The sequence below is a fragment of the Salegentibacter maritimus genome, assembly GCF_016236975.1.
Lineage (GTDB): Bacteria > Bacteroidota > Bacteroidia > Flavobacteriales > Flavobacteriaceae > Salegentibacter > Salegentibacter maritimus.
Genome location: NZ_JAEHNY010000012.1, coordinates 62538 through 85622, shown reverse-complemented (window position 1 = coordinate 85622; position 23085 = coordinate 62538). Strand labels below are relative to the sequence as shown.

Annotated in this window: 23 protein-coding genes; 2 read left to right on the top strand and 21 right to left on the bottom strand. The window is 37.2% G+C overall.

Going from position 1 to position 23085, the window contains the following annotated elements:
- Positions 1-53: 53 nt before the first annotated feature.
- The 18 genes from I6U50_RS13040 to I6U50_RS12955 form a co-directional block, all read right to left on the bottom strand.
- Positions 54-1277 (bottom strand): murein hydrolase activator EnvC family protein, encoded by a 1224-nt coding sequence (locus I6U50_RS13040; protein ID WP_198639153.1) that lies wholly within the window; start codon positions 1275-1277, stop codon positions 54-56.
- Complete coding sequence (locus I6U50_RS13035; protein WP_198639152.1) at positions 1277-2047, bottom strand: DUF4292 domain-containing protein; 771 nt, start codon at positions 2045-2047, stop codon at positions 1277-1279. The genes I6U50_RS13040 and I6U50_RS13035 overlap by 1 nt, the downstream gene beginning before the upstream one ends.
- Entirely contained in the window at positions 2048-3409 is a 1362-nt protein-coding gene (locus I6U50_RS13030; protein ID WP_198639151.1) for a tetratricopeptide repeat protein, read from the bottom strand.
- A 168-nt stretch (positions 3410-3577) separates the two neighbouring features.
- Positions 3578-4594: a sugar phosphate nucleotidyltransferase gene (locus I6U50_RS13025; protein ID WP_198639150.1), complete on the bottom strand. Its 1017-nt coding sequence runs from the start codon at positions 4592-4594 to the stop codon at positions 3578-3580.
- Positions 4595-4718: 124 nt separating this feature from the next.
- Positions 4719-5153, bottom strand: coding sequence for a dUTP diphosphatase (gene dut / locus I6U50_RS13020; protein WP_193712115.1), 435 nt, complete (start codon positions 5151-5153; stop codon positions 4719-4721).
- Between the two features lie 2 nt (positions 5154-5155).
- On the bottom strand, positions 5156-6607 hold the full coding sequence (locus tag I6U50_RS13015; RefSeq protein WP_198639149.1) for an oligosaccharide flippase family protein: 1452 nt from the start codon (positions 6605-6607) through the stop codon (positions 5156-5158).
- Between the two features lie 25 nt (positions 6608-6632).
- Positions 6633-7073, bottom strand: a complete 441-nt coding sequence (locus tag I6U50_RS13010; RefSeq protein ID WP_198639148.1) for a hypothetical protein — start codon at positions 7071-7073, stop codon at positions 6633-6635.
- Between the two features lie 113 nt (positions 7074-7186).
- On the bottom strand, positions 7187-8047 hold the full coding sequence (gene atpG, locus I6U50_RS13005) for an ATP synthase F1 subunit gamma (protein ID WP_198639147.1): 861 nt from the start codon (positions 8045-8047) through the stop codon (positions 7187-7189).
- Between the two features lie 119 nt (positions 8048-8166).
- Positions 8167-9747 carry a F0F1 ATP synthase subunit alpha gene (gene atpA / locus I6U50_RS13000; RefSeq protein WP_198627890.1) on the bottom strand — a complete coding sequence of 527 codons (1581 nt, stop codon included), beginning with the start codon at positions 9745-9747 and terminating at the stop codon, positions 8167-8169.
- 75 nt (positions 9748-9822) lie between these two features.
- Positions 9823-10377, bottom strand: a complete 555-nt coding sequence (gene atpH, locus I6U50_RS12995) for an ATP synthase F1 subunit delta (RefSeq protein WP_198627889.1) — start codon at positions 10375-10377, stop codon at positions 9823-9825.
- Positions 10378-10382: 5 nt separating this feature from the next.
- Positions 10383-10877, bottom strand: a complete 495-nt coding sequence (locus I6U50_RS12990) for a F0F1 ATP synthase subunit B (RefSeq protein WP_193712121.1) — start codon at positions 10875-10877, stop codon at positions 10383-10385.
- Positions 10878-10963: 86 nt separating this feature from the next.
- Positions 10964-11188: an ATP synthase F0 subunit C gene (gene atpE / locus I6U50_RS12985; protein WP_193712122.1), complete on the bottom strand. Its 225-nt coding sequence runs from the start codon at positions 11186-11188 to the stop codon at positions 10964-10966.
- A 23-nt stretch (positions 11189-11211) separates the two neighbouring features.
- Positions 11212-12303: a F0F1 ATP synthase subunit A gene (gene atpB, locus I6U50_RS12980; protein WP_193712123.1), complete on the bottom strand. Its 1092-nt coding sequence runs from the start codon at positions 12301-12303 to the stop codon at positions 11212-11214.
- 134 nt (positions 12304-12437) lie between these two features.
- Positions 12438-12821, bottom strand: a complete 384-nt coding sequence (locus I6U50_RS12975; protein ID WP_193712124.1) for a hypothetical protein — start codon at positions 12819-12821, stop codon at positions 12438-12440.
- A complete protein-coding gene (locus tag I6U50_RS12970; protein ID WP_193712125.1) occupies positions 12811-13041 on the bottom strand; it encodes an AtpZ/AtpI family protein in 231 nt (76 codons plus the stop codon). Before I6U50_RS12970 ends, I6U50_RS12975 begins: the two co-directional genes overlap by 11 nt.
- Before the next feature lie 21 nt (positions 13042-13062).
- On the bottom strand, positions 13063-15576 hold the full coding sequence (porW, locus tag I6U50_RS12965) for a type IX secretion system periplasmic lipoprotein PorW/SprE (protein WP_232805940.1): 2514 nt from the start codon (positions 15574-15576) through the stop codon (positions 13063-13065).
- A gap of 87 nt (positions 15577-15663) precedes the next feature.
- Positions 15664-16392: an ABC transporter ATP-binding protein gene (locus I6U50_RS12960; protein ID WP_198639145.1), complete on the bottom strand. Its 729-nt coding sequence runs from the start codon at positions 16390-16392 to the stop codon at positions 15664-15666.
- 10 nt (positions 16393-16402) lie between these two features.
- Entirely contained in the window at positions 16403-17884 is a 1482-nt protein-coding gene (locus tag I6U50_RS12955; protein WP_198639144.1) for a DUF5687 family protein, read from the bottom strand.
- 193 nt (positions 17885-18077) lie between these two features.
- Here I6U50_RS12955 and I6U50_RS12950 point away from each other — a divergent pair, with 193 nt between their 5' ends.
- Together I6U50_RS12950 and I6U50_RS12945 are read left to right on the top strand one after the other, a co-directional pair.
- A complete protein-coding gene (locus I6U50_RS12950) occupies positions 18078-19124 on the top strand; it encodes a ferredoxin--NADP reductase (RefSeq protein WP_198639143.1) in 1047 nt (348 codons plus the stop codon).
- 54 nt (positions 19125-19178) lie between these two features.
- Positions 19179-20147 carry an ABC transporter ATP-binding protein gene (locus I6U50_RS12945; protein ID WP_198639142.1) on the top strand — a complete coding sequence of 323 codons (969 nt, stop codon included), beginning with the start codon at positions 19179-19181 and terminating at the stop codon, positions 20145-20147.
- Positions 20148-20526: 379 nt separating this feature from the next.
- Here I6U50_RS12945 and I6U50_RS12940 read toward each other — a convergent pair whose 3' ends face one another.
- From I6U50_RS12940 to I6U50_RS12930, 3 genes are all read right to left on the bottom strand, one after another.
- Complete coding sequence (locus I6U50_RS12940; RefSeq protein WP_232805939.1) at positions 20527-20979, bottom strand: GreA/GreB family elongation factor; 453 nt, start codon at positions 20977-20979, stop codon at positions 20527-20529.
- A 162-nt stretch (positions 20980-21141) separates the two neighbouring features.
- Positions 21142-21813: a monofunctional biosynthetic peptidoglycan transglycosylase gene (gene mtgA / locus I6U50_RS12935; protein WP_198639141.1), complete on the bottom strand. Its 672-nt coding sequence runs from the start codon at positions 21811-21813 to the stop codon at positions 21142-21144.
- Positions 21810-22925, bottom strand: coding sequence for an NAD(P)/FAD-dependent oxidoreductase (locus I6U50_RS12930; RefSeq protein ID WP_198639140.1), 1116 nt, complete (start codon positions 22923-22925; stop codon positions 21810-21812). Before I6U50_RS12930 ends, mtgA begins: the two co-directional genes overlap by 4 nt.
- Positions 22926-23085 lie beyond the last annotated feature (160 nt).

Sequence of the window (23085 nt, the reverse complement as noted above, 5' to 3'; positions counted from 1 at the left end):
TCAATACGTCTAGCCTTGCAGGAAATCAATTGAATCTGTTTAGGGTAGCTAAATTACATCTCCAGGATCCAATCTGCCGGATCCATTTTTTGCATATTCTTATAGATGAGAAAATGCAAAGTAGTTTTACCCGAGGTACGACTGGTAGCAATAGCACCAAGTTCCTGTCCGGTATTCACTACATCTCCCTTTTTTACAAATACGTTTTCCAGGTTATCGTAAATAGTAATATAATCTCCGTGCCTTACCATCACCGCTTTATTGGCACCTTTTAGCACCTGCACTTCACTAACGGTACCATTAAATACAGCACGGGCTTTTCCACCGGAATCGGTATCTATATTCACTCCGTTATTATTAATACTAATGGACTTCACAACAGGGTGTGGTTGCCTGCCAAAACGAGAAGTAACCACACCAGATCTTACCGGCCATGGCAAACGACCTTTATTTTTAACAAAGTCGGCAGCAAGCGCTTTGGCAGCCGGTGTTAATTCGTACACATCCCTTTCGCTAGAACCGCTTTCCTCATTAGATTTCGCAATAGACTCGCGAATCATTTTCTCGATTTGGGCGTTTATTTTATTTATTTCTTGTTGTTTCTGCCTAATCTGTGCTGCAAACTCTCCTTCTCTACTTCTAATGCTCTGCATCAAATCCTGCTGGGCTTTTTTATTCTTTTCAAGTTGCGCCCTTGTTTGCCTATTTTCAGCAATAAGTGCCTCCTTGGCCTCTTTTTGATTGGCTAAACTGGCATTAAGCTCCTGCAGTTCTTCGGTTCTGGCTTTAATTTCATCTCCTTGCTGTTTACGGTAGTTTGTATATTGTTTCATATACTGCAAGCGTTTGTATGCCTGTAAAAAGTTTTCTGAAGACAACAAGAACATTATTCTGCTTTGCGAAGATTTACTTTTATAAGATTTCTCTATCATCCCGGCATAATCTTCCTTAAGCTCCTCCAATTCCTTTCTAAGACGCGAAATCTTGTTGGTATTGGCGTTTATTTGATTAGTTAACAGGTTGGCCTGCTGGTTGGTTACTTTTATTAAGTTTTCGGTACTTCTTATTTGTTGATCTAAATCTTCAACCTGACTTAAAACCGAGCGTTCTTTTTGCTTATTACTGCTTCTTAGTTCGTTTATTCTACGAATCTCATTTCTAAGTTCAATACGCTTTTTCTCCAGGCTTTCCCTGGTTGTTTGAGCCGACAAATTCCCTACGAAAAGCAGTACGCCTATAAAACAGAATATTAATCCAGAAAACTTCTTAAACTTCATTATAAACTAATTTCTTCATAACCCGACGGAATATCGAACGGAAAACTCAACTCACCGCGATCAAATTCCAATGAGCGGTACGTAAGTTCTATTCTTGTACTATTTCCAGCCTCGTTGGCAATGATACTTATTTCTTCCGGAAAAACCCTACCGTCTATGTTCTGATAATCAGAATAGGTTACCGTTACACTTTTATTTTCGTTTGTTTGTGCCAGTTGCTGGGCAGAAGCTTTAAAATTACCCGGATTCAATAAGAACATTTTTTTTATTAATCCGTCTTGAGCAGGCATAAACTGAAAGCCTTTTGCGGTTTGTGAAAATTCAAATTCTTCTTCCCTAAGATCATAAATTGCCTGGCCTGTAAGCAGATTTTGAAGTTTCTGAAAATCTAATGGGGTACCCAGTAAATCACTTAACAAGCGAAAATCACCATCAAAATAGGTTTGCCCCACCTTTTCGTAATAACTTACCCGAGATGGAGTGATATAAGCCTTGGCTACCGGAAACCCCAGAACCGAGGCACTCATCCAAATAGCCTTATCTTTCTCCATTCTAAAGCTTAGGTTGACCGATTGGGTACGATCTTCGTTTTGATAAACAGTTTTTAACCTTCCGGTAAGTGTATTAAAGTTGGTTTCAGCATTATAATGACTTTCTATAATTGTTGCTGCTTCCGCATTTTTTGTGGCAATTCCCTTTACTCCTTTTCGGCTTCCGCAGGAAACTACAAAAAGGCTAAGTAAAACCAGTCCCAATATCTTTCTATACATCTATTCTATTTCTTTTAATAAGGTTTCTATTTTCTTTGAAAATTCAACCGATTTCTTTTCTTCTCCCAATTTTTGATGGGCTATTTTTAACTGTGTGTAAAAGTCTATTTCCATCCTGGGACTATCTATTAAATAATCCAGTCCAAATGTAAGTATTTCTACAGCTTCCTTATATGCCTCCAGTTTGTTTAGTGCTATACCCTGCAATAAAAATAAAACTGGCTGCGCCGGAAATACTTCTAACATTTCTTTACTCAAAAGTTGAGCCTCTTTATATTTTCCCAACTCTAATTGTAGAAAAATTGTATTTCTTACCAACTGAAAATCTTCTTTATTTTCTGCAAGGCCGGCTTTAAAGAAATTTAATGCATCTTCTAGTTCTCCACGTTTCATATAATATTGCCCCAATTGGCCGTAGAGTTTGGGTGCATTTTCACGCTCACTAAGCATTTTGCTTACCTGCATTAAATCTTCTTCATAATCGGGATTATTATCTACAAAAATTAAAAAATCATTAAGTACCTTAAATTTAGATTCGGCATCAATTTCTTCACTTTCAAAAACAATTTTCATTGAAGTTACTGCCTCTTCAGGCTCTTCCCTATTTAGATGAAATTTATAAAGGGCCAAATGCACCAAAGTAGAGCCTGGATTAGCCTCCTGCAACTGCAAAGCGGTGTTATAAGCTTTTTCATCATCACCAATATCACTATAGATATAAATAAGGTTCAGGTAATTTTGTTCGTTTTTAGGATTATTGGAAATTGCCTTCTCCAGGTTCTCTATTTGAGCTGCGGTATCGCCGGTTCGTGCATAAATTTGCCTGCGTAGTTGGTTTCGGTAAGTGCTGAGGCCTTCCCGACGGTCTAATTCATCTATGGTTTCAAGAGCTTGCTCGTATTGCTTATTTAATAAATAAATATTGGCAAGTTTTTCTTTATAATCTTCGTTAAAATCAAGAAGCTTCAATAAGCTTTCTATCGCGGCATCATAGCGTTGTGCCCTGGTATATGTTTTGTAAAGTTGGTTGAGTACATCTTCCCTTTCGGGTACCAACTGATGTGCTTTTTCAAGATTAAGAATAGCCTTATCAAAATCCTCCAATTCATTATAATTCCTGGCCATTTCAAAATATACAACCGCATTATCAGGTTCCAACTTTTGGCATTTTTCTAAAGCAAGTAAAGCTTTTTCATAGTTCTCTATGCCTTTTTGTTTTAAAGCCTCGAAGAATTGCTCCTGAAATGCATCGGTTACATTTCCCAGGTCATCCTGATTTATGTCTTTTTCCTGGGCAAAATTTTCCTGAAATGGAGCTAAGACTCCCAAAAATATAGCGATACTAAAGACATACTTTTTCATAGATTAAATTTCAGGAAAATTGAAGTAAAGAGGTTGTTTGAAAAAATCAGGCTTCGTCAAGCTGAACTGGTTTCAGCTTCTAACATGTTTTGACGAACAATAAATTAGACCCTGAAATAAATTCAGGATGACGATCTTAAAATTCTTCAAACAACCTCTTAATTAAGCTTATTCTAAAGTGGAATAATCCCCAATACTAATCTGGGTGAATTCTCCATTAAATTTAGCAAAATTACCTATCATCGCATTATCTAATTTTGCATTTTTAACTTCAGCAAAAGTTTGAATTAGACTATTCTTCACTTCAGCGTTAATAATTTTGGTACCATCGCCAATGGAAACATTAGGGCCAATTTCAGCATTCACCAGCTCTACATTTTCTCCGATATAACAAGGCTCGGTAATTTCAGAATTAGTAATCTTAATAGAGTCTGAGATTAACTTTTCACCATCCCGGTGAAGAAAATTAAGCATTTTACCATTGGTTTCTACGGTAACATTTTTGTTTCCGCAGTCCATCCATTCATCTACGGTTCCGGTTTTAAAAACCTTATTTTCGGCCATCATTTTTTTAATACCATCATTAATTTGGTATTCGCCACCGTGCATTAGGTTTTCATCAAGAACCTCTTCCAATTTCTCTTTTAAGACAGCAATATCTTTAAAATAATAGATACCTATTACGGCCTGGTCGCTAACAAACTCTGATGGCTTTTCAACCAATTCTATAATCTCGTTTTTTTCATTAAGGTTTACCACCCCAAAAGCTTCAGGATTGGCAACTTTTTTAGTCCAAATTACTGCATCGGCATCTTTATCTAGCTCAAAATCGGCCTTTATCAAAGTATCGGCATAGGCAACCACTGCAGGACCGGAAAGCGATTCTTTAGCACTCATAATAGCGTGGCCGGTTCCCAATGGTTGATCCTGGCGGTAAATTGAAGCTTTTGCATTTAAACCTTCAGCTAATTTCTCTAAACTCTTTACAACATCGTCACCAAAAAAAGCGGGATCGCCCAAAATAAAAGCAATCTCATCTATAGGTTGGTCAAGTACTTTTGCAATATCCTCTACCAAACGGTGTACAATTGGTTTTCCCGCAACCGGAATTAAAGGTTTTGGAATAGTTAAGGTATGAGGGCGCAGTCTTGAACCACGACCCGCCATAGGCACTATAATTTTCATTTAATTTGTTTTTAAGATCTTTTAATTTTTCAAGATCTATATTTATATTAATTTTTCGCACAACTAACCCGAAGGTCAAAAATTAGTAAGTTCTCTTTTTAAAATCCCGTGAGAACTACGGGTGTTATTTATTCCCGGTACTGCCAAATCCGCCGGCACCACGTGTGGTTTCTTGCAGGCTTTCTACCTCTTCCCAGGAAATATGTTCGTGTTTAGCAATAACCATTTGGGCAACACGCTCGCCATTTTCTATTGTAAATTCTTCGTTAGAAAGATTCACCAAAATAACCCCAATTTCACCGCGATAATCGGCATCTATGGTACCGGGAGCATTCAATACTGTAATCCCTTTTTTAGCGGCCAGGCCACTTCGTGGTCTTACCTGGGCCTCGTAACCTACCGGAAGCTCTATAAAAAGTCCCGTTTTAACGATTGTTCTTTCTAATGGTTTTAATGTAACAGCTTCAGAAATATTGGCTCTAAGGTCCATTCCTGCCGAAGCTTCAGTTTCGTAATGCGGCAGTTTGTGTGCCGATTTATTGATGATCTTTACTTGCATATTTATGATTGTAAGATTTTAATAAATTGTTTTCTTTCTGCAACATATACGGTTCCGAGAAAGATTAATAATAAGCTTATTCCAACAAAATAATTTCCGCGGAAGACATAAAATGAAAATACCGAAAATAGCACGGAAAGCATTAAATAGCTGCCTATTTTTTTAAGATTGTAGGGAATAGGATAATATTTTTTTCCGAAGAAATAAGAAAGCGACATCATAACAGCATAAGCCACTAACGTTGCAATTGCAGAACCGGTATAACTTATATATGGAATTAAAATAATATTGAGGGTAAGGGTGAATAAAGCACCAACTACCGAGATGTACCCGCCAAAACGGGTGCGATCTGTAATCTTATACCAAACAGAGAGGTTATGATATATTCCAAGGAAAAGATTAGCCAGCAAAATAAGTGGCACAATATGCATTGCTTCCCAATAAGTACTATTCTGGATTAAAAGTTCTTTTAAAAGGTCTATAAAGACGATAACGGCAATAAGAATAAAGCTTCCAAAAACCACAAAATATTTCGTGATTATCGCATAAGTTTCCGGTGCATTTTTATTTTCGGCGTGACTAAAGAAAAAAGGTTCTATGCCCAGCCTAAAAGCAGTAGCAAAAAGCGTCATAAACAAGGCTAATTTATAGCAGGCAGCATAAGCCCCAATTTCTTCCCTGGCTATATCCTGTGGCAGCAAATAATCTAACATTATTCTATCAAAAACTTCATTTACAGAAAAGGCCAGACCGGCAATTAAAACCGGAAATGCATAAGACATCATCGATTTCCATAAAACGGTATTAAAGCTGAAGTTTATTTTAAAATAGAAAGGTAGCATCATTAATAACGTAACTGCACTGGCCACCACGTTAGAGATGAAAATATAGCTAATCTCGAAATCTGGCACATAGATGCTATCAAAAACCGGATTATCTATAGCCAGGTCTTTTAAAAACAGTAAGGAGAATATGTTTAACCCCAGGTTTATACTAACATTAATAAGTTTAATGATTGCGAAACGCATGGGTTTTTCGGTAGCACGAAGCCAGGTAAATGGGATAATAACCAATGCATCCAAAAATAGTATCCAAATAACCAGTTGAATATACTTAACCGGGATATTCACCATTTCAGCAATAAAATCCTTTACAAAAAAAGCCAGGACAAAAAACACTAAAGAACTTATTAACAGGGACCAGCCGGAAGTATTTAAAACTTCTTTTTTGTTTTTCATTTTATTATAAAACCTAAAAAACGCTGTTTCCATCCCATAAGCCAGGATAACATTAAAAAACACAAAATAGGCGAAGATGATAGAAATTTCGCCGTATTCTTCCTTTGGTAAAACGTGCGTATAAAGCGGAATTAATAAAACATTGAGCATACGGGGCAACACCGTGGCAAGCCCGTATATAAATGTTTGTTGAAAAAGTTTTTTAAAAATACCCAACCTTAAGAATAATTAGATTTTAGGCTTAGTTTTGCGCTTCTATTCCAGTTAGCTTGTAATATTTTGTTTTATTGTTTTGTGTAAACACGAGAATAGCTTCATCGTCTTGAATCTCAAAAGGAACTTTCTCAGTTCGTTGCGGAAGCCTGTTTTTGTTCTCTTCGGCCGGATCAATACTCATAATATCCATAGCACCGGTACTAAAATTGGCTATAAAAAGGTTGGTTTGTTCACTATCACGCACCAATGGAGATTTCATTCCTCTAAAATAGACACTATCCATACTCACCATGTTTTTCTGGATAACAGCCACAGGAATGTAGAGATCTAACCCATTCTCATTCTCTGTATAATAAATATCCTGAAACTGTGCAGGAGCACGTTCCTGCAATTTCTTATTGCTGCCACAGCTTGTAACTAAGCTCAAAGCAAATATACCGGCAAGTAAAAATAGTAGTTTCTTCATAATAGAAATATTGCAGTTTAAAAGTACAAAAACAAAACCTATACCAAATAAAAAACCCGTACTAACATACGGGTTTTTAAAAACGGAAGTATTTCCGGAATATTATATAAAGCTTATCCATTTAAAGCCTCGGCACCACCAACAATCTCAAGGATTTCGTTGGTAATAGAAGCTTGTCTCGCTTTGTTATAAGACAATTTAAGGTCGTCACGCAGCTCTTTTGCGTTATCGGTTGCTTTGTGCATTGCTGTCATACGCGCGCCGTGTTCAGATGCAAAAGAATCCCTTAATGCTTTAAACAATTGCATCTTTAGAGATTTAGGGATAAGTTCTTTTACTATTTCATCTTTTGAAGGTTCAAAAATATAGTCAAGTTGCTTTTCTTCTTCAGTTTCAAACTGCTCTATAGGCAAAAACTGTTCGTGCTGTACAATTTGGGTTGCGGCATTCTTAAACTGGTTGTATACCAATACAATTTTATCGTATTTTTCATCTAAGAACAACTGCATTAATTCTTCGGCTATCGCGGATACATTTTCATAAGAAAGATCGTCGTAGATCTCATTATTATTTTTAAAAACCCCGTAGTCTTTTTTAAGTACATCGTTTGCCTTTTTACCCAAGGTGTAAAGATCTACCTTTTTAGCATCATAATCGCTACCGGCTTTATACTTAACGGCTTTTACAATATTGGTATTAAAAGCACCCGCCAGACCCTTATTTGAAGATATAGCCACCATTAACACGTTTTTCACTTCGCGTTCTTCAGCGTATTTGCTACTGGCATCGTCATCCAGGGTTGCACTTAAATCTTGTAACAGCTGCGTTAATTTTTCAGAATACGGTCTCATTTGCGTAATCGCATCCTGAGCCCGGCTCAACTTTGCTGCCGACACCATTTTCATGGCACTGGTAATCTGCATCGTTGATGATACCGAAGTAATCCTGCTACGTAATTCTTTTAAGTTTGCCATTTTATTTAGTATTGAGTATCGAGTATTTAGATTTTACACAAAATACCCGATACCTATAATTTATTTAAAGTTTAAATATGAACCTAAGTTTCTAACTACACCAAGCTCAATACTCAATACTATTTCTTATATTTAGCTGAAAGCTCTTTCGCTACTGCAACCAGAGTATCTGTAACCTCATCGGTTAATTTACCGGCTTTTAGTGTATCTAGCATATCTCTATGCTTTGCGTTAAGATATTCCAGGTAATCTTTTTCAAATTCCTTTACCTTCTCTACCGGCACATCTCTTAGTAAGTTTTTAGAACCCGCGTAAATAATTGCAATCTGATCTTCTACCGCATAAGGATCGTTTTCAGCCTGCTTAAGGATTTCTACGTTACGTTTACCTTTTTGAATAACTCTTAAGGTTGTAGGATCTAAATCTGAACCAAACTTAGCAAAAGCTTCCAATTCACGATACTGTGCCTGGTCTAATTTTAAAGTACCGGCAACTTTCTTCATCGATTTAATTTGAGCCGAACCTCCTACACGAGATACAGAAATACCCACATCAATTGCAGGACGAACCCCAGAGTTAAATAAATCTGAAGTAAGGAAAATCTGTCCATCAGTAATCGAAATTACGTTGGTTGGGATATAAGCCGAAACGTCACCTGCCTGTGTTTCAATAATTGGCAGTGCCGTTAAAGAGCCACCTCCTTTTATTTTTCCCTTTAGGGAATCAGGAAGGTCGTTCATATTTTTTGCAATATCATCGTCATTGATAACCTTTGCAGCACGCTCTAACAATCTAGAGTGCAAGAAGAAAACGTCTCCAGGGTATGCTTCACGTCCCGGTGGGCGACGTAAAAGCAAAGATACCTCACGGTAAGCTACCGCCTGCTTAGAAAGATCATCATAAATAATTAAGGCCGGACGACCGGTATCTCTAAAATACTCACCAATAGCAGCACCTGCAAACGGAGCATATACCTGCATAGGAGCAGGATCTGAAGCGTTTGCCGCTACAATGGTAGTATAAGCCAAAGCACCTTTATCTTCAAGTACTTTTGCGATACCTGCTACCGTTGAAGCTTTTTGCCCAATAGCAACATATATACAGTGTACAGGTTCCCCTGCATCGTAAAATTCTTTTTGGTTTAGAATGGTATCAATACAAACGGTAGTTTTACCTGTTTGACGGTCACCAATAACAAGCTCACGCTGCCCTCTACCAACAGGCACCATCGCATCAATAGATTTGATTCCTGTTTGCATAGGTTCACTTACCGGTTGACGATAAATTACTCCCGGCGCTTTACGCTCTAATGGCATCTGAAAAGTTTCTCCTTCAATATCACCTTTTCCATCTATAGGGTCTCCCAAGGTGTCTACTACACGACCTACTATGCCTTCACCAACGTTTATAGAAGCAATTCTATTGGTTCTTTTTACTACAGATCCTTCCCTAACATCTTTAGAAGGGCCTAATAGTACAATACCTACATTGTCTTCCTCAAGGTTTAATACCATTCCTTCGAGGCCGCTTTCAAACTGAACCAATTCTCCGTATTGTGCGTTTGCCAAACCATAAACGTTAGCGATACCATCACCAACAGTAAGTACAGTTCCCACCTCGTCTAAAGAGGCTCCGCTTTCAAAACCTGATAATTGTTTCTTTAATATTGCTGATACTTCAGCAGGATTTACTTCTGCCATAATTATTTAAGATAAAATGCCACAATATTTACGTGACGGTTTTTATTAACTTTTTAAAAGCCCATTAAGGGCATTTTATATAGATGATATATATGCGTTTGTTTTTAATTCCCTTTTTAACCTGTTAAGGTTTCTTGATACGCTGGCATCATATTGCAAATCACCAACTCTTAAAACAAAACCTCCAATAATATCCTTATTCACAACGTTTTTAATTTTTGCGCCGGCACCTGTCAATTCTTTCACCTTGGCTAAAATCTTATCTTCAAGCTCTGGTGTTAATGGAACTGCAGAAGTTACTACCGCCTCCTGAGAACGATTCATCTCGTTAAAACGCTGTATATAATTTCGCGCTACCAGGTCAAGAATATTAATTCTTCCGTTTTCAATAAGCACATCAAAAACACCCTGGGTAATCTCTCCTGCGCCCTTAAATATCTCTTTTAAACTAGCTTTTTTAACCGTTGTATTAACAACCGGACTTTTTAGCATAGCCGAAAGATCTTCACTTTTAGCAATTGTTTGAGAAATTTGCTGCATATCGGTAAAAACACCCTCAGTAGTATTTTTTTCCTTAGCCAAATCTAAAATCGCCTTAGCGTAACGTTGTGCTGCCCTGGTTCCTTTCATGTGTCTTAATTTAAGGTAGCATCATTCAACATCTTATCGATCATCTGATGCTGCTTCTCCTCAGTGGCTAATTCTTTACCTATAACCTTCTCGGCTATTTCTATAGAAAGGGTCGCAACTTGGTTTTTAATATCTGCCATAGCTGCACGCTTCTCTATTTCAATACTCTCTTTGGCCTTAGCCACAATACTATCTGCTTTACTTTGTGCATCTGCCTCAGCCTCAGAAACCATTTTCTCTTTTAGCTGTCGTGCTTCCTTAAGAATCTCATCTCTTTCTGCACGCGCCTCCTGCAACAATTTCTCATTGTCTGCCTTTAGATTTTGCATTTCTTTACGCGCATCTTCAGCAGAAGCAAGAGCTTCATTAATAGACTCTTCGCGGGTCCTTACCGCACCAAGAATTGGCTTCCAGGCGAATTTAGCAAGAATAAACATCAATACTAAAAAGACAATAGTTTGCCAAAAAATAAGACCAACTTCCGGAGTAATTAAATCCATAATTATTTATTTATAATACCTGTTAACATCATTTTTTAAAAGCCCATTCGCAACCAACCGTTACGAATGGGTTTTGTAAATTCTTATTAGGAAGTTAAAACCCCTAATAAAGCTGCTACCACTCCAAAAAGAGCAACACCCTCTACAAGTGCAGCAGCAATAATCATTGCAGTCTGGATTTTCCCAGAAGCCTCTGGCTGACGGGCAATAGCGTCCATCGCTGAACCACCAATTTTACCAACGCCATAAGCGGCTCCAATAACTGCTAATCCAGCTCCTAAAGCTGCAAGACCTACGTGTAATAATTCCATAGTAAAAAAATTAAAAATTAAAATTAATGATGTTCATGTTCCTCTACCGCAGCCCCAATAAACAAGGCCGACAGCATAGTAAAAATAAACGCTTGAAGGAATGCTACCAGCAATTCCAGTACTGTAATAAAAAGTGCGAAAGGAACCGAAATTCCGGCAACCCCAGCATTTTCCAATATAAATATCAAGGCTAATAAACTTAGGATAATAATGTGCCCTGCTGTAATATTAGCGAATAGACGAATCATTAATGCAATAGGCTTTATTAGCAGCCCAAGCAATTCTACAACCGCCAGGATAGGTTTTACAAAAGTTGGTATACCCGGCATCCACAGTGTGTGCTTCCAAAAATCCTTATTCCCGTTAAACACTATTAACACAAGGGTAAAAAGCCCTAAGGAAACAGTTACCGCAATATTCCCGGTAACGTTAGCTGCACCAGGCAGCAGGCCTAACAGGTTTGTAATCCATATAAAGAAAAACACAGTTAGCAAAAACGGCATAAACTTCATATACTTCTTATCGCCAATTTGAGGCTTTGCAATTTCATCGCGCACAAAAAGAACCAATGTTTCTAAAATATTATTGAAACCGGCAGGAGCCTTTTTACTCTTTTTATGATGCCCGGCCAGGCCAAAGAAGAAAATCAACATTAAAATAACCGTTAAAAGCATAGCGGCCACATTCTTGGTAATAGAAAAATCCCAGGGCTTACTGGCATTTATAACATTATGCTCTTCATCAAACTCTACAGTTTCTGCACCCGCATCTAATTTGTATATATCTTCATGATAATTCACAAAACGCATACCGTCCTTTTCAACCACGTATTTCCCTTCGGTATCGTGATGAAACTCACTTGACATAAAGGTTACAAATCCATCTTCTTTAGTGTAAAGAATTACGGGAAGGGGCAAAGTAACCGAACTATCTCCCGCGCCAAAAAAATGCCATCCATGGGCATCGCCAATATGATGCATAATCATATCGGTAGGATTAAAATCATTTTTACTTTCTTCTGCCTGAGAATCATCCTTGGCAAAAGCGTTAAAAGGAAGTAAGGCTAAGGCTAGTGTAAACGTCACTATAATCTTTAAAGATTTATGTGCTATCATAGTACCTGTTCTGCTTAAAATTATGGGCTCTAAATTCGGGTGCAAAGGTATACTTTTAATTTTTATTTGAAAGCACCCCAACTAAAATTTTAGCAAAAGTGTTATTTTTTGCATTATTACTGACAAACAGGAGCTTAAGCTTTGTTTATTAGTTTCACCGCATATAGCGTCTCAAAGATCAAAAACAAAAAATAAGGAATAAAAAACGCAAGAATATTACTAAATACGCCATCTAAACCACTTAAAACCAGAGGAAGCAAGAAAATTACGGCCATCACCATTTTTAACAAACTTAATCCCATAAAAGCAAAACCGGTATTTTCGGTAAAATTACGGTAAACAAAAACCAGGATTGAATAAATTAGAAAGGTGGCCACAAAATGAAAAAGGTAGATACTAAAACTACTGTAGTAGAAATCTAACTCTAAAACATACTGTTGTAAAAGAAATTGTATTAACCACAAAAACAAAGTAAAAGGCAACAATCGCTTTAAGAAAGCCAGTAAATCATTTTTCATATTTTTCGTCTTCTTCGCTCATTTTAATTACACTTCTATAGACCTGGTAAAGCGCTATAAAAACCCCTAATAAGGATAATGAAATCGTAAATACAGAATATTTATTGGGGAACTCACCATCTAACCATATCCCCAATAAAACGCCTCCGGCAATAATGATTCCCATTTGAAAAGCAATATTCACAAAAACCATGTATTTATTCAGGTTATCTTTTTTCATACTTTAAACCGAAAAAAAATACTAATTTATTGGTTTTGGATATTCTTCCAAATTCTTCTGAATTTGAACAACTCTATAATTCTCGGTCGAAATTTTAACTGGTTCTTTTTCCACCAGATAGTCTTCATTTATTTGAAGTAATTCGGCAAAGCCTTTGGCTCTTTCCAAATCTTTAAGACCGTGAACCATTACAAAAACCTCTTCTTGGCTATAAACATCTACAGAAACCGAAAGATGGTTATAATTAACATCGGAAATGGCTGTTTTTATTTTTTCTTCTAAAGCTATGGCAGCTTCTTTTTCTGCAAGTTTATACCTATAAAGCAGTTTATAATTTTGCTGAAGGCTATCTGCATTAAACTCCAGGCCGCTTAATTTTGGAATTGTTTTATTTAGAATTTCCTGGGCCTTTTTTCCTTCTGCGCTTTGCGGGTAGGTTAGTGCCACGTGGTTTAATGCGCTTTTATAGGCATCTAGACCTAAAAGCCTGCCACTGGCCTGGGCTTTTAAAAGTTCTAATTTGGGTACAATTGCGTCTCCAGAAAATTCTGAGATATATCTATTCGATTCAGAAATAACCTTATCAAAATTCTGTGCTTTAAAATCGCGATACAGCTGTGCATAAATCGCTTCAGGAACATTTTTATCTTCCTGAATGCTTTCAGGATTCAAAATATAGGCCGCGTAACGCGAATCGGGATAATCAGTTACAATTTCAGCCCTCATTTTATCGGCGCTTAACGCCTGACCTGTGTTTTGGTAAATCTGGTATAAATTATACATCGCAGGCAAAACAAAACGCTCTTCTGAAGACATTTCTAAAACCGCCTCGAGTCTATCCTGTGCCATCTGGTATTCCCCGAAGTTTTCTTTATAAATCACCCCCAGCTGATAATAGGCAAAATCGCGATCACGAGTTAAAGTGTCCAAAACTGCCGAATCTGTAGGAATTTGATTAATATAGGTATAGGGATCTAATCTTGGATCGTTATCCAAAACCTGTTGCGACAGTCCTGTTTCTTCTGCTACAGCATCTTCATTTTCAAAGCTCACTTCTGCCCAACGCCAATTGTCGGCCAGTGGCCTCTCACCCCATTGATTCAGAAAATCCTGCCTACCCTGTTGTACTCGAGTTTCGTTATAAAAATAAAATGTACGCGAAGAATTGGGCTGTTGTCCTGAAGCTATGTTTGGCAAAGCTACTGGTAAAATACTTGCAGTCTCATCGGCCTCTAAACGGGTACGCAAATTGGAGGTGTAGTCTTTAAAATAGTCTAACTGCGCCGCAGATGTCATTTGGCTTAAACGCAATATACTATCGTTTTTATAAGCTATCCCCTCATATTTTATAACATCTTCTAAATTATCCCTTTTTTTCTTTATAGTTCTAAACTCCCTAAGTTTGGGATTCATCTCTGCCAGGGTACTATCAAAATATTTACTTGCCAATACATACTTGCTGTTGTCGAAATTTATATTTGCCAGTATCTCGTAATTAATAGACCGCAGGTAAATATCGCTGGCGGGTGCCCTCAAGGATTTTTTATAATATTCTACGGCTGTTTCGGTAGAGTCCAGGCGGTTATAATATTCACCAATTTGAAAATAAATTTTGTCTAAATACGGCCTGTTTTCACGGTCTTCCTCCAGGTCTCGAAGCATTTCCCTTAATTCATAATTATTTCCCTGCCCCAATTGAAAATTTCGTGCTTTTTGCACATAGGCATTAATCATATACACCCTGGGGGATTTTCTGTTTAGGTCTATAACCGCATCAAAGGCAGCATTGGCTTTGGCAAGCTCACCCATACGATTATAAAGTTGGCCGAGAATATAAAAATAGCGGCCCTTTTCTTCGTTTTTATCGGTAAACTCTGCGGCGTTACTTAATGGAACTATCGCACTATCTAAATGCTTAAGGTTGATATATGCCTGGGCCATAGTGGCACTGGCATCGGCAATATCCTGATCTTCCAGATATTCCAAATCCAAGACTTTTTTTAGATTATTAATAGCCAGTCTATTATTTTCCAGACGCATATGGGTCTTTTCCCGCCAAACCCGGGCGTGAATAATATTGTTACTGGCAGGGTAACGCCTTAAGATATAGTTGAAAGCTTCCAGTGCAGGAATAAAACGCTGATCGAAATACCTGGCTTTCCCCAATAATAGATAAGCTTCATCGATTTGGGGATTTCTCTCTTTCCCTTCAATAAGCATGGCGTGGCGCTGAATAGCTTTTACAGCCTTTTCTTCAGCATAACCAAAATTCTGATTTCGAACACTGTCTGGTAAAACAATATTTTCGTCAATTTGCATACGTTCTATGGGCAGTATATCCCAATAGTTATCGGCATAGTTTTGGTTAAGCTCTTCTTTCCCCTGTTGCAGGCCAATATTACCATTGTAAAGGGTATTATACTCTGTAGTAACCGCGTGCCAATTTCGGTTTAAAAAGGTGTTCTTTTTTCGGGAACAGCCCGCAATACTCCCTAGAAAGAGTATAAACAAAATAAGTTTGGTAATTATTTTCAAAATCAACCGGTTCTGGATGGCTTTATAACTAAAAATCAGAAAGTTTAGTGTGCAAAAATACGCTTCTTTTTATAAATGCAAACCTAATTAAGATAGTTCTTCAGCCTGAGTTACTTCTACCTCACCAGAAAAATAGCGTTCTAACTCACTTAAAGTAGCTTCAGAAGTTTTAATATCTTTTACCACTTCACCTTTATCCAAAACTACTATTCGTTCACAAACCTCGGTTACATGAATAAGGTCATGGCTAGAGATTAACACTGTAACCTCTCTATTTTCAGTAAGTTCTTTAATAATTTTTTTTAAGCGAATTTGGGTGGTAGGATCTAAATTAGCAAAAGGTTCATCTAAAATAACCACTTTAGGGTTTCCTATTAAAGCAGCTACAATCCCTACTTTTTTCTGATTTCCCTTAGAGAGATCGCGTAAATATTTTTTTCGGCCTAAAATCTCACCGTGAAAAAAATCTTCAAAATTCGTTAAAAACGAATCGATATCAGCTTTATTGGCTCCTCTTAATTCACCCACGAAATAAAAATATTCTTCGGGGGTTAAATAGCCAATCAAAAAACTTTCATCTATAAAGGAAGCAGTAAAAGGTTTCCAGTCTTCGCTTTGACTAACGGTGATCTCATGGTTAAAAATATTTCCGGCAGTAGGCTGGATTAAATCAAGCAGTAAGCTGAAAAAGGTAGTTTTTCCGGCTCCATTATTCCCAACCAGACCAAAACTTTCCCCTTCAGGAATATCTAAATGTTCTATGTTCAAAACTTTTGTTCCGCCGTAAACTTTACTAAGATTCGTAGCTGTTATCATATTTATAATTTTATTCACCGGTTTGTTTAAAACCATTAATCATTGCATATTTTCTTTTTTGATAAACCCCGGCAATGTATTTCATTAAACTAGCTCGCAACAGCAACCCTAACAGTCCCAAACCAGAAAGAGCAATTAAGCCTGCTTCAAAACTTATAAAAAAGTTTAGAAGCCAGAAAATTAAAACAGGTAAAAACATTAAAGGAATACCAACAATCCATTGAGCGGCTCCTGTACCCTGATAGTTCATAAACGGACTCTTATCAAGATCTATCCTTTTTTTATTAAAAGAACCGGAATAAAGTAGAATAGGGATATTCACACCAATATTATATAAAGCTGCAACCATATTTATCAATAAAATATCCCACCCAAAATAAATATATGGAGTGCTTAAAATAGCCAGTACAATCACACTACAACTAATTAGCATTGCTTTGGAGGATAGGTAATCTTTAAGCGGAATATTTTGCGCCATAATCATGGGGTAATAAGAGGCATCCCAGGAAGGCACAAATTGACCAAAATTGATCATAAAAATTCCGGTCATAAAAACACCTACAAATACATACATAGCCGGGTGCCCGTACATATCGCCTGGATAAATAAACAAGCCGTAACCCAACAAAAGCAACGACATATAAATTGTGGTCTTAGGTCTTTTATTTCTCCAAATAAGTTTTAAATCTAATTGAAGAAAAGGTGCGAGAACTCCAAATTTTTTAGTCCATTCAAAATTCTTTGTATCGGCATCTTTTTGTTTTTCTTTTAAACCTGCATCAAGGTAAAACTTGCTTTCAAGGTTTAATTGGTTCCATTTATATAGCATAATTAGCAGAACTATAGGCAAAACAGCAAGATAAGGATTCAAAACAAGGAAATCCATCATTTTACCAAACCAAAAACTAATCTCGAAAACTTTAAAATATTCCAATATTCCAAGAATCACAACTGCTAAGATTGCGGGAATTAAGGCCTTTAAATTATCAGTAAACTTCTTTTTAATAAGAAAGTTTAAAAAATTCACACATTGCGTGGCAGCAATCATGGCTATCATCCATCCTATAATATTCCAGATGCCATAATCGCCTTTGTTAATACAAAAAATCCCGAATGGTATAATTATAAATAGGGGCAGAAAGTTAAAAAAAGAATACATGGACTTAAGCAGCACAAAGTTCACTGCTTTTCTTCTGGAAATAGGTAAATTTAAAAGCGGTTTTATATCTAACACCGGCAATGTTTGAATCATAAACCTAAAACCAAGCTCGAACACCAGCCAGAGTAAAACAAACCGATTTACCATTTGTAAAGGGTCCTGATTAGGAAAGGTTTCCTGTAATAATGGGTAGAGACCAATCCCTAAGGCCAAGAATGCCACCGAAAAATATAAGGCCAGAAAAATTAAGAAGATTTTTAACCCTATATTCTTCCCAAGACTGGCAGAACGAAAAAAAGACTTCCACTCTAACCACAAAAATCGTTGAAACATAATTTTTAAGAATTTCCCCACTAAACGGGATTAAATAAGCATTGGCCTAAATTAAATTTAAAGGTATCTCCAGACCAAAATATAGCTCATATTCATATTTTACCTATCACTTACTTTACAAGTATAGAAATTTAGGCATTTGTTACACTCTTTAATTTCACATACTTTGTATTTTTGCAAAAAATATTTTTTGATGAGTAAATTTTTTCCTTTAGAGATAAAAGAAGTAATTAGGGAAACCCCACAAGCAGTAAGCTTGTCTTTTAATATTCCGGAAAACTTAAAAGAGGAATTTAAGTTTGATGCAGGCCAGTATATTACCATAAAAACAAAAGTAGGTGATGAAGAGATAAGACGTGCTTATTCCCTTTGTTCGGCCCCTAATTCGGGAGAGTTTAAAGTAACGGTAAAAGAGGTAGAAGGTGGGAAATTCTCAGTAATTGCCAATAACAAACTCAATGCAGGAGACATTCTGGAAGTTCATCCGCCAGAAGGAAAATTTATTTTAAAACCTACCGGTGAAGCAAAAACGTATGCAGCCTTTGCTGCCGGAAGCGGGATAACACCAGTGCTTTCTATTATAAAAACCGTTTTGAGCGAAGAGCCTAAAAGTAGGTTTGTGCTTACCTACGGAAACAAATCTCCGGAAGAAACCATTTTTTTTAAAGAGCTACTTGAATTGCAAGCTAAATTTGCCGACAGGCTTTTTATAGAGTTTGTATACAGCCGAACAAGAGAGGATAATTCCCATTTTGGACGTATAGAAACCAGCACGGTAAACTTTGTTGTAAAGAACAAATTTAAAGATCAGGCTTTTGATGCTTTTTACCTTTGTGGTCCCGAGGAAATGATAAACCAGGTAAGTGATGTTTTAAAACAAAACGGAATTACCGAAGACAAAATTCTTTACGAACTATTTACCACTGAAGAAACAGGCGCCATAGAAACCAATGTTGAAGGTAAAACCGAACTTACGGTTATGGTAGATGACGAGGAAACCACCTTTTCTATGGATACCAAAGATACGGTACTGGATGCTGCTTTAGAGCAGGATTTAGACGTACCTTATTCCTGCCAGGGTGGTATTTGCAGCAGTTGTATTGCCAGAATCACCGAAGGAAAGGCCGAAATGCGTAAAAATCAAATTCTAACCGATGACGAAGTGGAAGAAGGTTTAATCTTAACCTGCCAGGCACAACCTCTTACGCCAAAGCTTAAGGTAGATTACGACGATGTCTAGTATGCCAGGCAAGAAAGTCTTGCTAAGCACTCTTGTAAAGAATACATAAATTTTATGCTGAAACTCAAAAATGTCTCTTTTGCCTATGCTGAAGAACCGGTTTTAAAAAACATAAGTTTTAAGCTTGAAAAAGGAGAAAACCTTTCGGTAATTGGAGAAAGCGGCTGTGGTAAAAGTACGCTGCTTAAACTTATTTACGGCCTGCTTCATACCGATGGTGAGATTTTTTGGGAAGAAAAAGAATTATTGGGACCCAATTTTAACCTGGTGCCCGGAGAGGCTTTTATAAAATATTTAGCCCAGGATTTCGATCTTATGCTTCCTTTAAGTGTAGCCGATAATATTGGAAAATACCTTAGCAACCAATATCCGCACAAAAAGAAGCAGCGTATAAAAGAATTATTGGAAGTGGTTGAAATGACCGAGCTAGCCGATAAGAAAGCGAAACTTTTAAGCGGCGGCCAGCAACAGAGGGTTGCCCTGGCTCGGGCACTGGCAAAGCAACCCGAACTGCTTTTACTGGACGAACCTTTTAGCCATATAGACCACTTTAGAAAAAATAATTTAAGGCGAAGACTTTTTGCTTACCTAAAGGACCACAATATCGCCTGTATAGTGGCCACGCATGATAGTACCGATGCACTTTCTTTCGCCGACAAAACTATCGTCCTGAAAAATGCAAAAATCTATGCTGAAAATTCCCCGCAGAATTTATACGAAACCCCACCAAATAAATATGTAGCGTCCCTTTTTGGAGATGTAAACGAACTTATGCTAAAGGATTTGGCTAAAGATGAAAGCAGCCGGAAAAAAGTGATTCTTTACCCGGAAGAAATAAAACTTTCCAAAACCTACGGAATAGAAGCAACAGTAAAAAAATCCTGGTTTAAAGGTGAAAACTGGTTAATTGAAGCCGAACTAAACGGAAAAACTATCTATTTTAATCATTCACAGGAATTAAAAGAAGGCAAAAGGATAAAGCTTAAAATTTCAGAAAAATTAATCGAATCTAGATTGAAGTAAGTTTCGCCACGAATAACCGAATAATTCTAGTCGATAGACTGTAGTCATTAGCCGTTAGATAGAAAATTATGGCCCCAAAAAAGGCCTACTATCCAGGGATAAACACCATTTCTTCAAGGAGAGGTGTCCGCAGATCGGAGGGGTTTGATCTTGTTTCTTGTTTTTTCCTTTTTTACTATCATCATTACGAGCGCCCGAAGGAGCGCGGTAATCTACTGAATGAGAGTTTCTATTTGTGCAGATTGCTTTAGTCGTACCTTCTTAGCAATCACACATTGTTTTTTTGTGTCGTCACCCCACCTTTATTTATTCCCTCCCTTTAAAAGTAGAGGAGGTATTTTATAGAATATTCGTGTAATCGCGGCTAAGCATTTTTAATTTAAAACACTTCAAGGATTTTAGCTGTTTTTCCGTTGAAAGTAATTTCTTCTCCAACTTTTTTATGTAGCAATAATTGCGCGATGGGAGAATTAGCACCTATAGCAAAATACGCTTCGCCCTCTACAATAATACGATCTGCCGGAATCGCTATAAAATAATTAGCCATATTGGTCTTTACCGCAGCCCCCAATTGAGCGGAGCCATTGTTAGTTCTACTTTTAGCAAGATTAAGCGTATTTCTAAGATTTTTAAATTGCTGTAATTGTCCCGATAATTTATTCCATTCCAGGTTTATCATTTCCCGCCCGGTTTCATATTTATCGCCCGCACTGCTTTTGGTTTCGTTCTCCAGGTCGATTTCAAGTCCGCCCATAGCAACTTCAATACGCTTTATACGTTCTTCCACATAAGCCTCGCAAGCTTTATATAATTTCTCTTTTATTAAATTCATGAGTTTTTTAGCTAAAAGCTATACATAGTTTTTTCAGTGGTCATCCTGAATTTATTTCAGAGCCTGCTCCGAATCTTTTCGGGAATCTAAGTGTTTAATAATCCAAACATATAAGAATCTGAAACAAGTTCAGATTGACGATAAATGAAATTATTGTAAAATTTACTCCAAATGAAATCTTCCATAATTCTGCATTTGCCGCACAATCCAGTTTTTCCTCTCATTTATATAACTACTCGCAGGGTTTGCCTTATATTCCCTGGGATTAGGCAAAATAGCGGCAATTGCAGCGGCTTCGTAAATAGAAAGGTTCGCAGCCGATTTATTAAACCAATGCTTGGCTGCAGCTTCAGCCCCGTAAACTCCTTTCCCCATCTCAATACTATTCAGGTACACCTCTAAAATTCGTTCTTTGCTCCAAAAAGTTTCGATTAAAAACGTAAAATAAACCTCCAGGCCTTTTCTAAACCAATTTCTTCCCGGCCATAAAAACACATTCTTTGCAGTTTGCTGGGAAATTGTGCTGGCGCCACGCACCCGCTTTCCTTTCTGGTTATCTTCTATGGCCTTTTCTATAGCTTCAAAATCGAAACCATTATGTTTTACAAAGTTTTGATCTTCACCGGCAATTACGCCTAACTGTAAGTGTTGGGAAATATCTTCCCGGGACACCCAGGTATGCCGAATTTCTTCTTCGGGATTCTCAAAATACCGAATAGCCATTAAAGGGGTAAAGGGCACCGGTAACCATTTATATAGCAAGACCATAAAAATGGAAAACAGAAGTAAAACACTTATCAGTTTTAGGATAAATTTGAAAAATTTCTTCATCATATTATCAATTCTGAAAGTTCCTTTCCTACTAAACTGCCAATGGCAACGCCCATCCCGCCTAATCGCACTCCGCAATAAACGTTTTCTGAAATCTGTTTTACTATGGGCTTTTTCTGTTTTCCAACGCCCATAATTCCGCTCCAGCGATGTTCAATTTCAAAAGAAGTTTCGGGCAAAATAGTATTTTTAAGTAATTCCTCAAGTTTCTGCTGAATAAGTTTTGTTTGCGCCATTTCGGTGGTTTCTTCCGTCTTAAAGTCCAGGTTCCTACCACCGCCAAAAAGAATGCAATCGTCAATATTCCTGAAATAATAATAGCCTTTATCTAAATGAAATGTGCCTTTGATTTTCAGATTTTTAATCGGTTTGGTAATCAACACCTGGGCACGTGCCGGTTTTACCTGCGCAATCCCCAATTTCTCTGAAAAACCATTAGTAGCTATCAATAATTTCCTTGCTAAAAATTCTAATTTATCGGTTTTAATCTTTACAGAATTTTTGGCCTCCGTGAATTCTTCAACGTTAACATTATTCAGGATTTTGATGCCGGCCTTTTGCACTTTGTATAGCAGAGTTTCCATCATTTCCCCGGTATTTAACTGCCCTTCAAACTGATTAAAAATGAGTTTTTTCTCTATATTCCTAAATCCGAAGCTATCTTTTTGAATACTAAACACAGCCTCTCCAAACAGCGGTTCCAGCATTTTATTGAGCTCAGGTAGCTTTGCTTTACATTCTTCAAAAAGTGGCCGATCTTCTTTGGTAAAAAGTTCGTAGCCCCCATATTCCTTATAGCCTATGTTTTTATCTCCCAAATTCTTCCGAAGCAAATTCAAGCCCTTTAACCGCTTTTGAATAAGCTGCAGCACTTCCTCTTCAGAATGGGAATTTAGATCATCCAAGATTTCAGAGATACTTCCAAAACAGGCAAAACCGGCATTTTTTGTACTTGCTCCGTTTGGTAACATGCCGCGTTCTAAAACCAGGATGTTAGATTTTGGAAATCGCGTTTTTAAGTTTAGAGCACAATTTAGGCCCGTAATCCCGCTACCGACAATGCAAAAATCAATATTTGAAAACCAGGTTTTGGTTTCCCAGTAAGAAAGGTTCATTAGGCTTGGTTAATTTTTAATGAAAATACGAAATAAATAATGAGGCTACATAAAAACTCCAGCCGACATAGTTTAATCTTTTTCTGGATTTTTAACGCATTTAGATTGTCAAGATATTAGATTCTGAAATAAATTAAGGCTGACGAAGGAAAATTGTTCA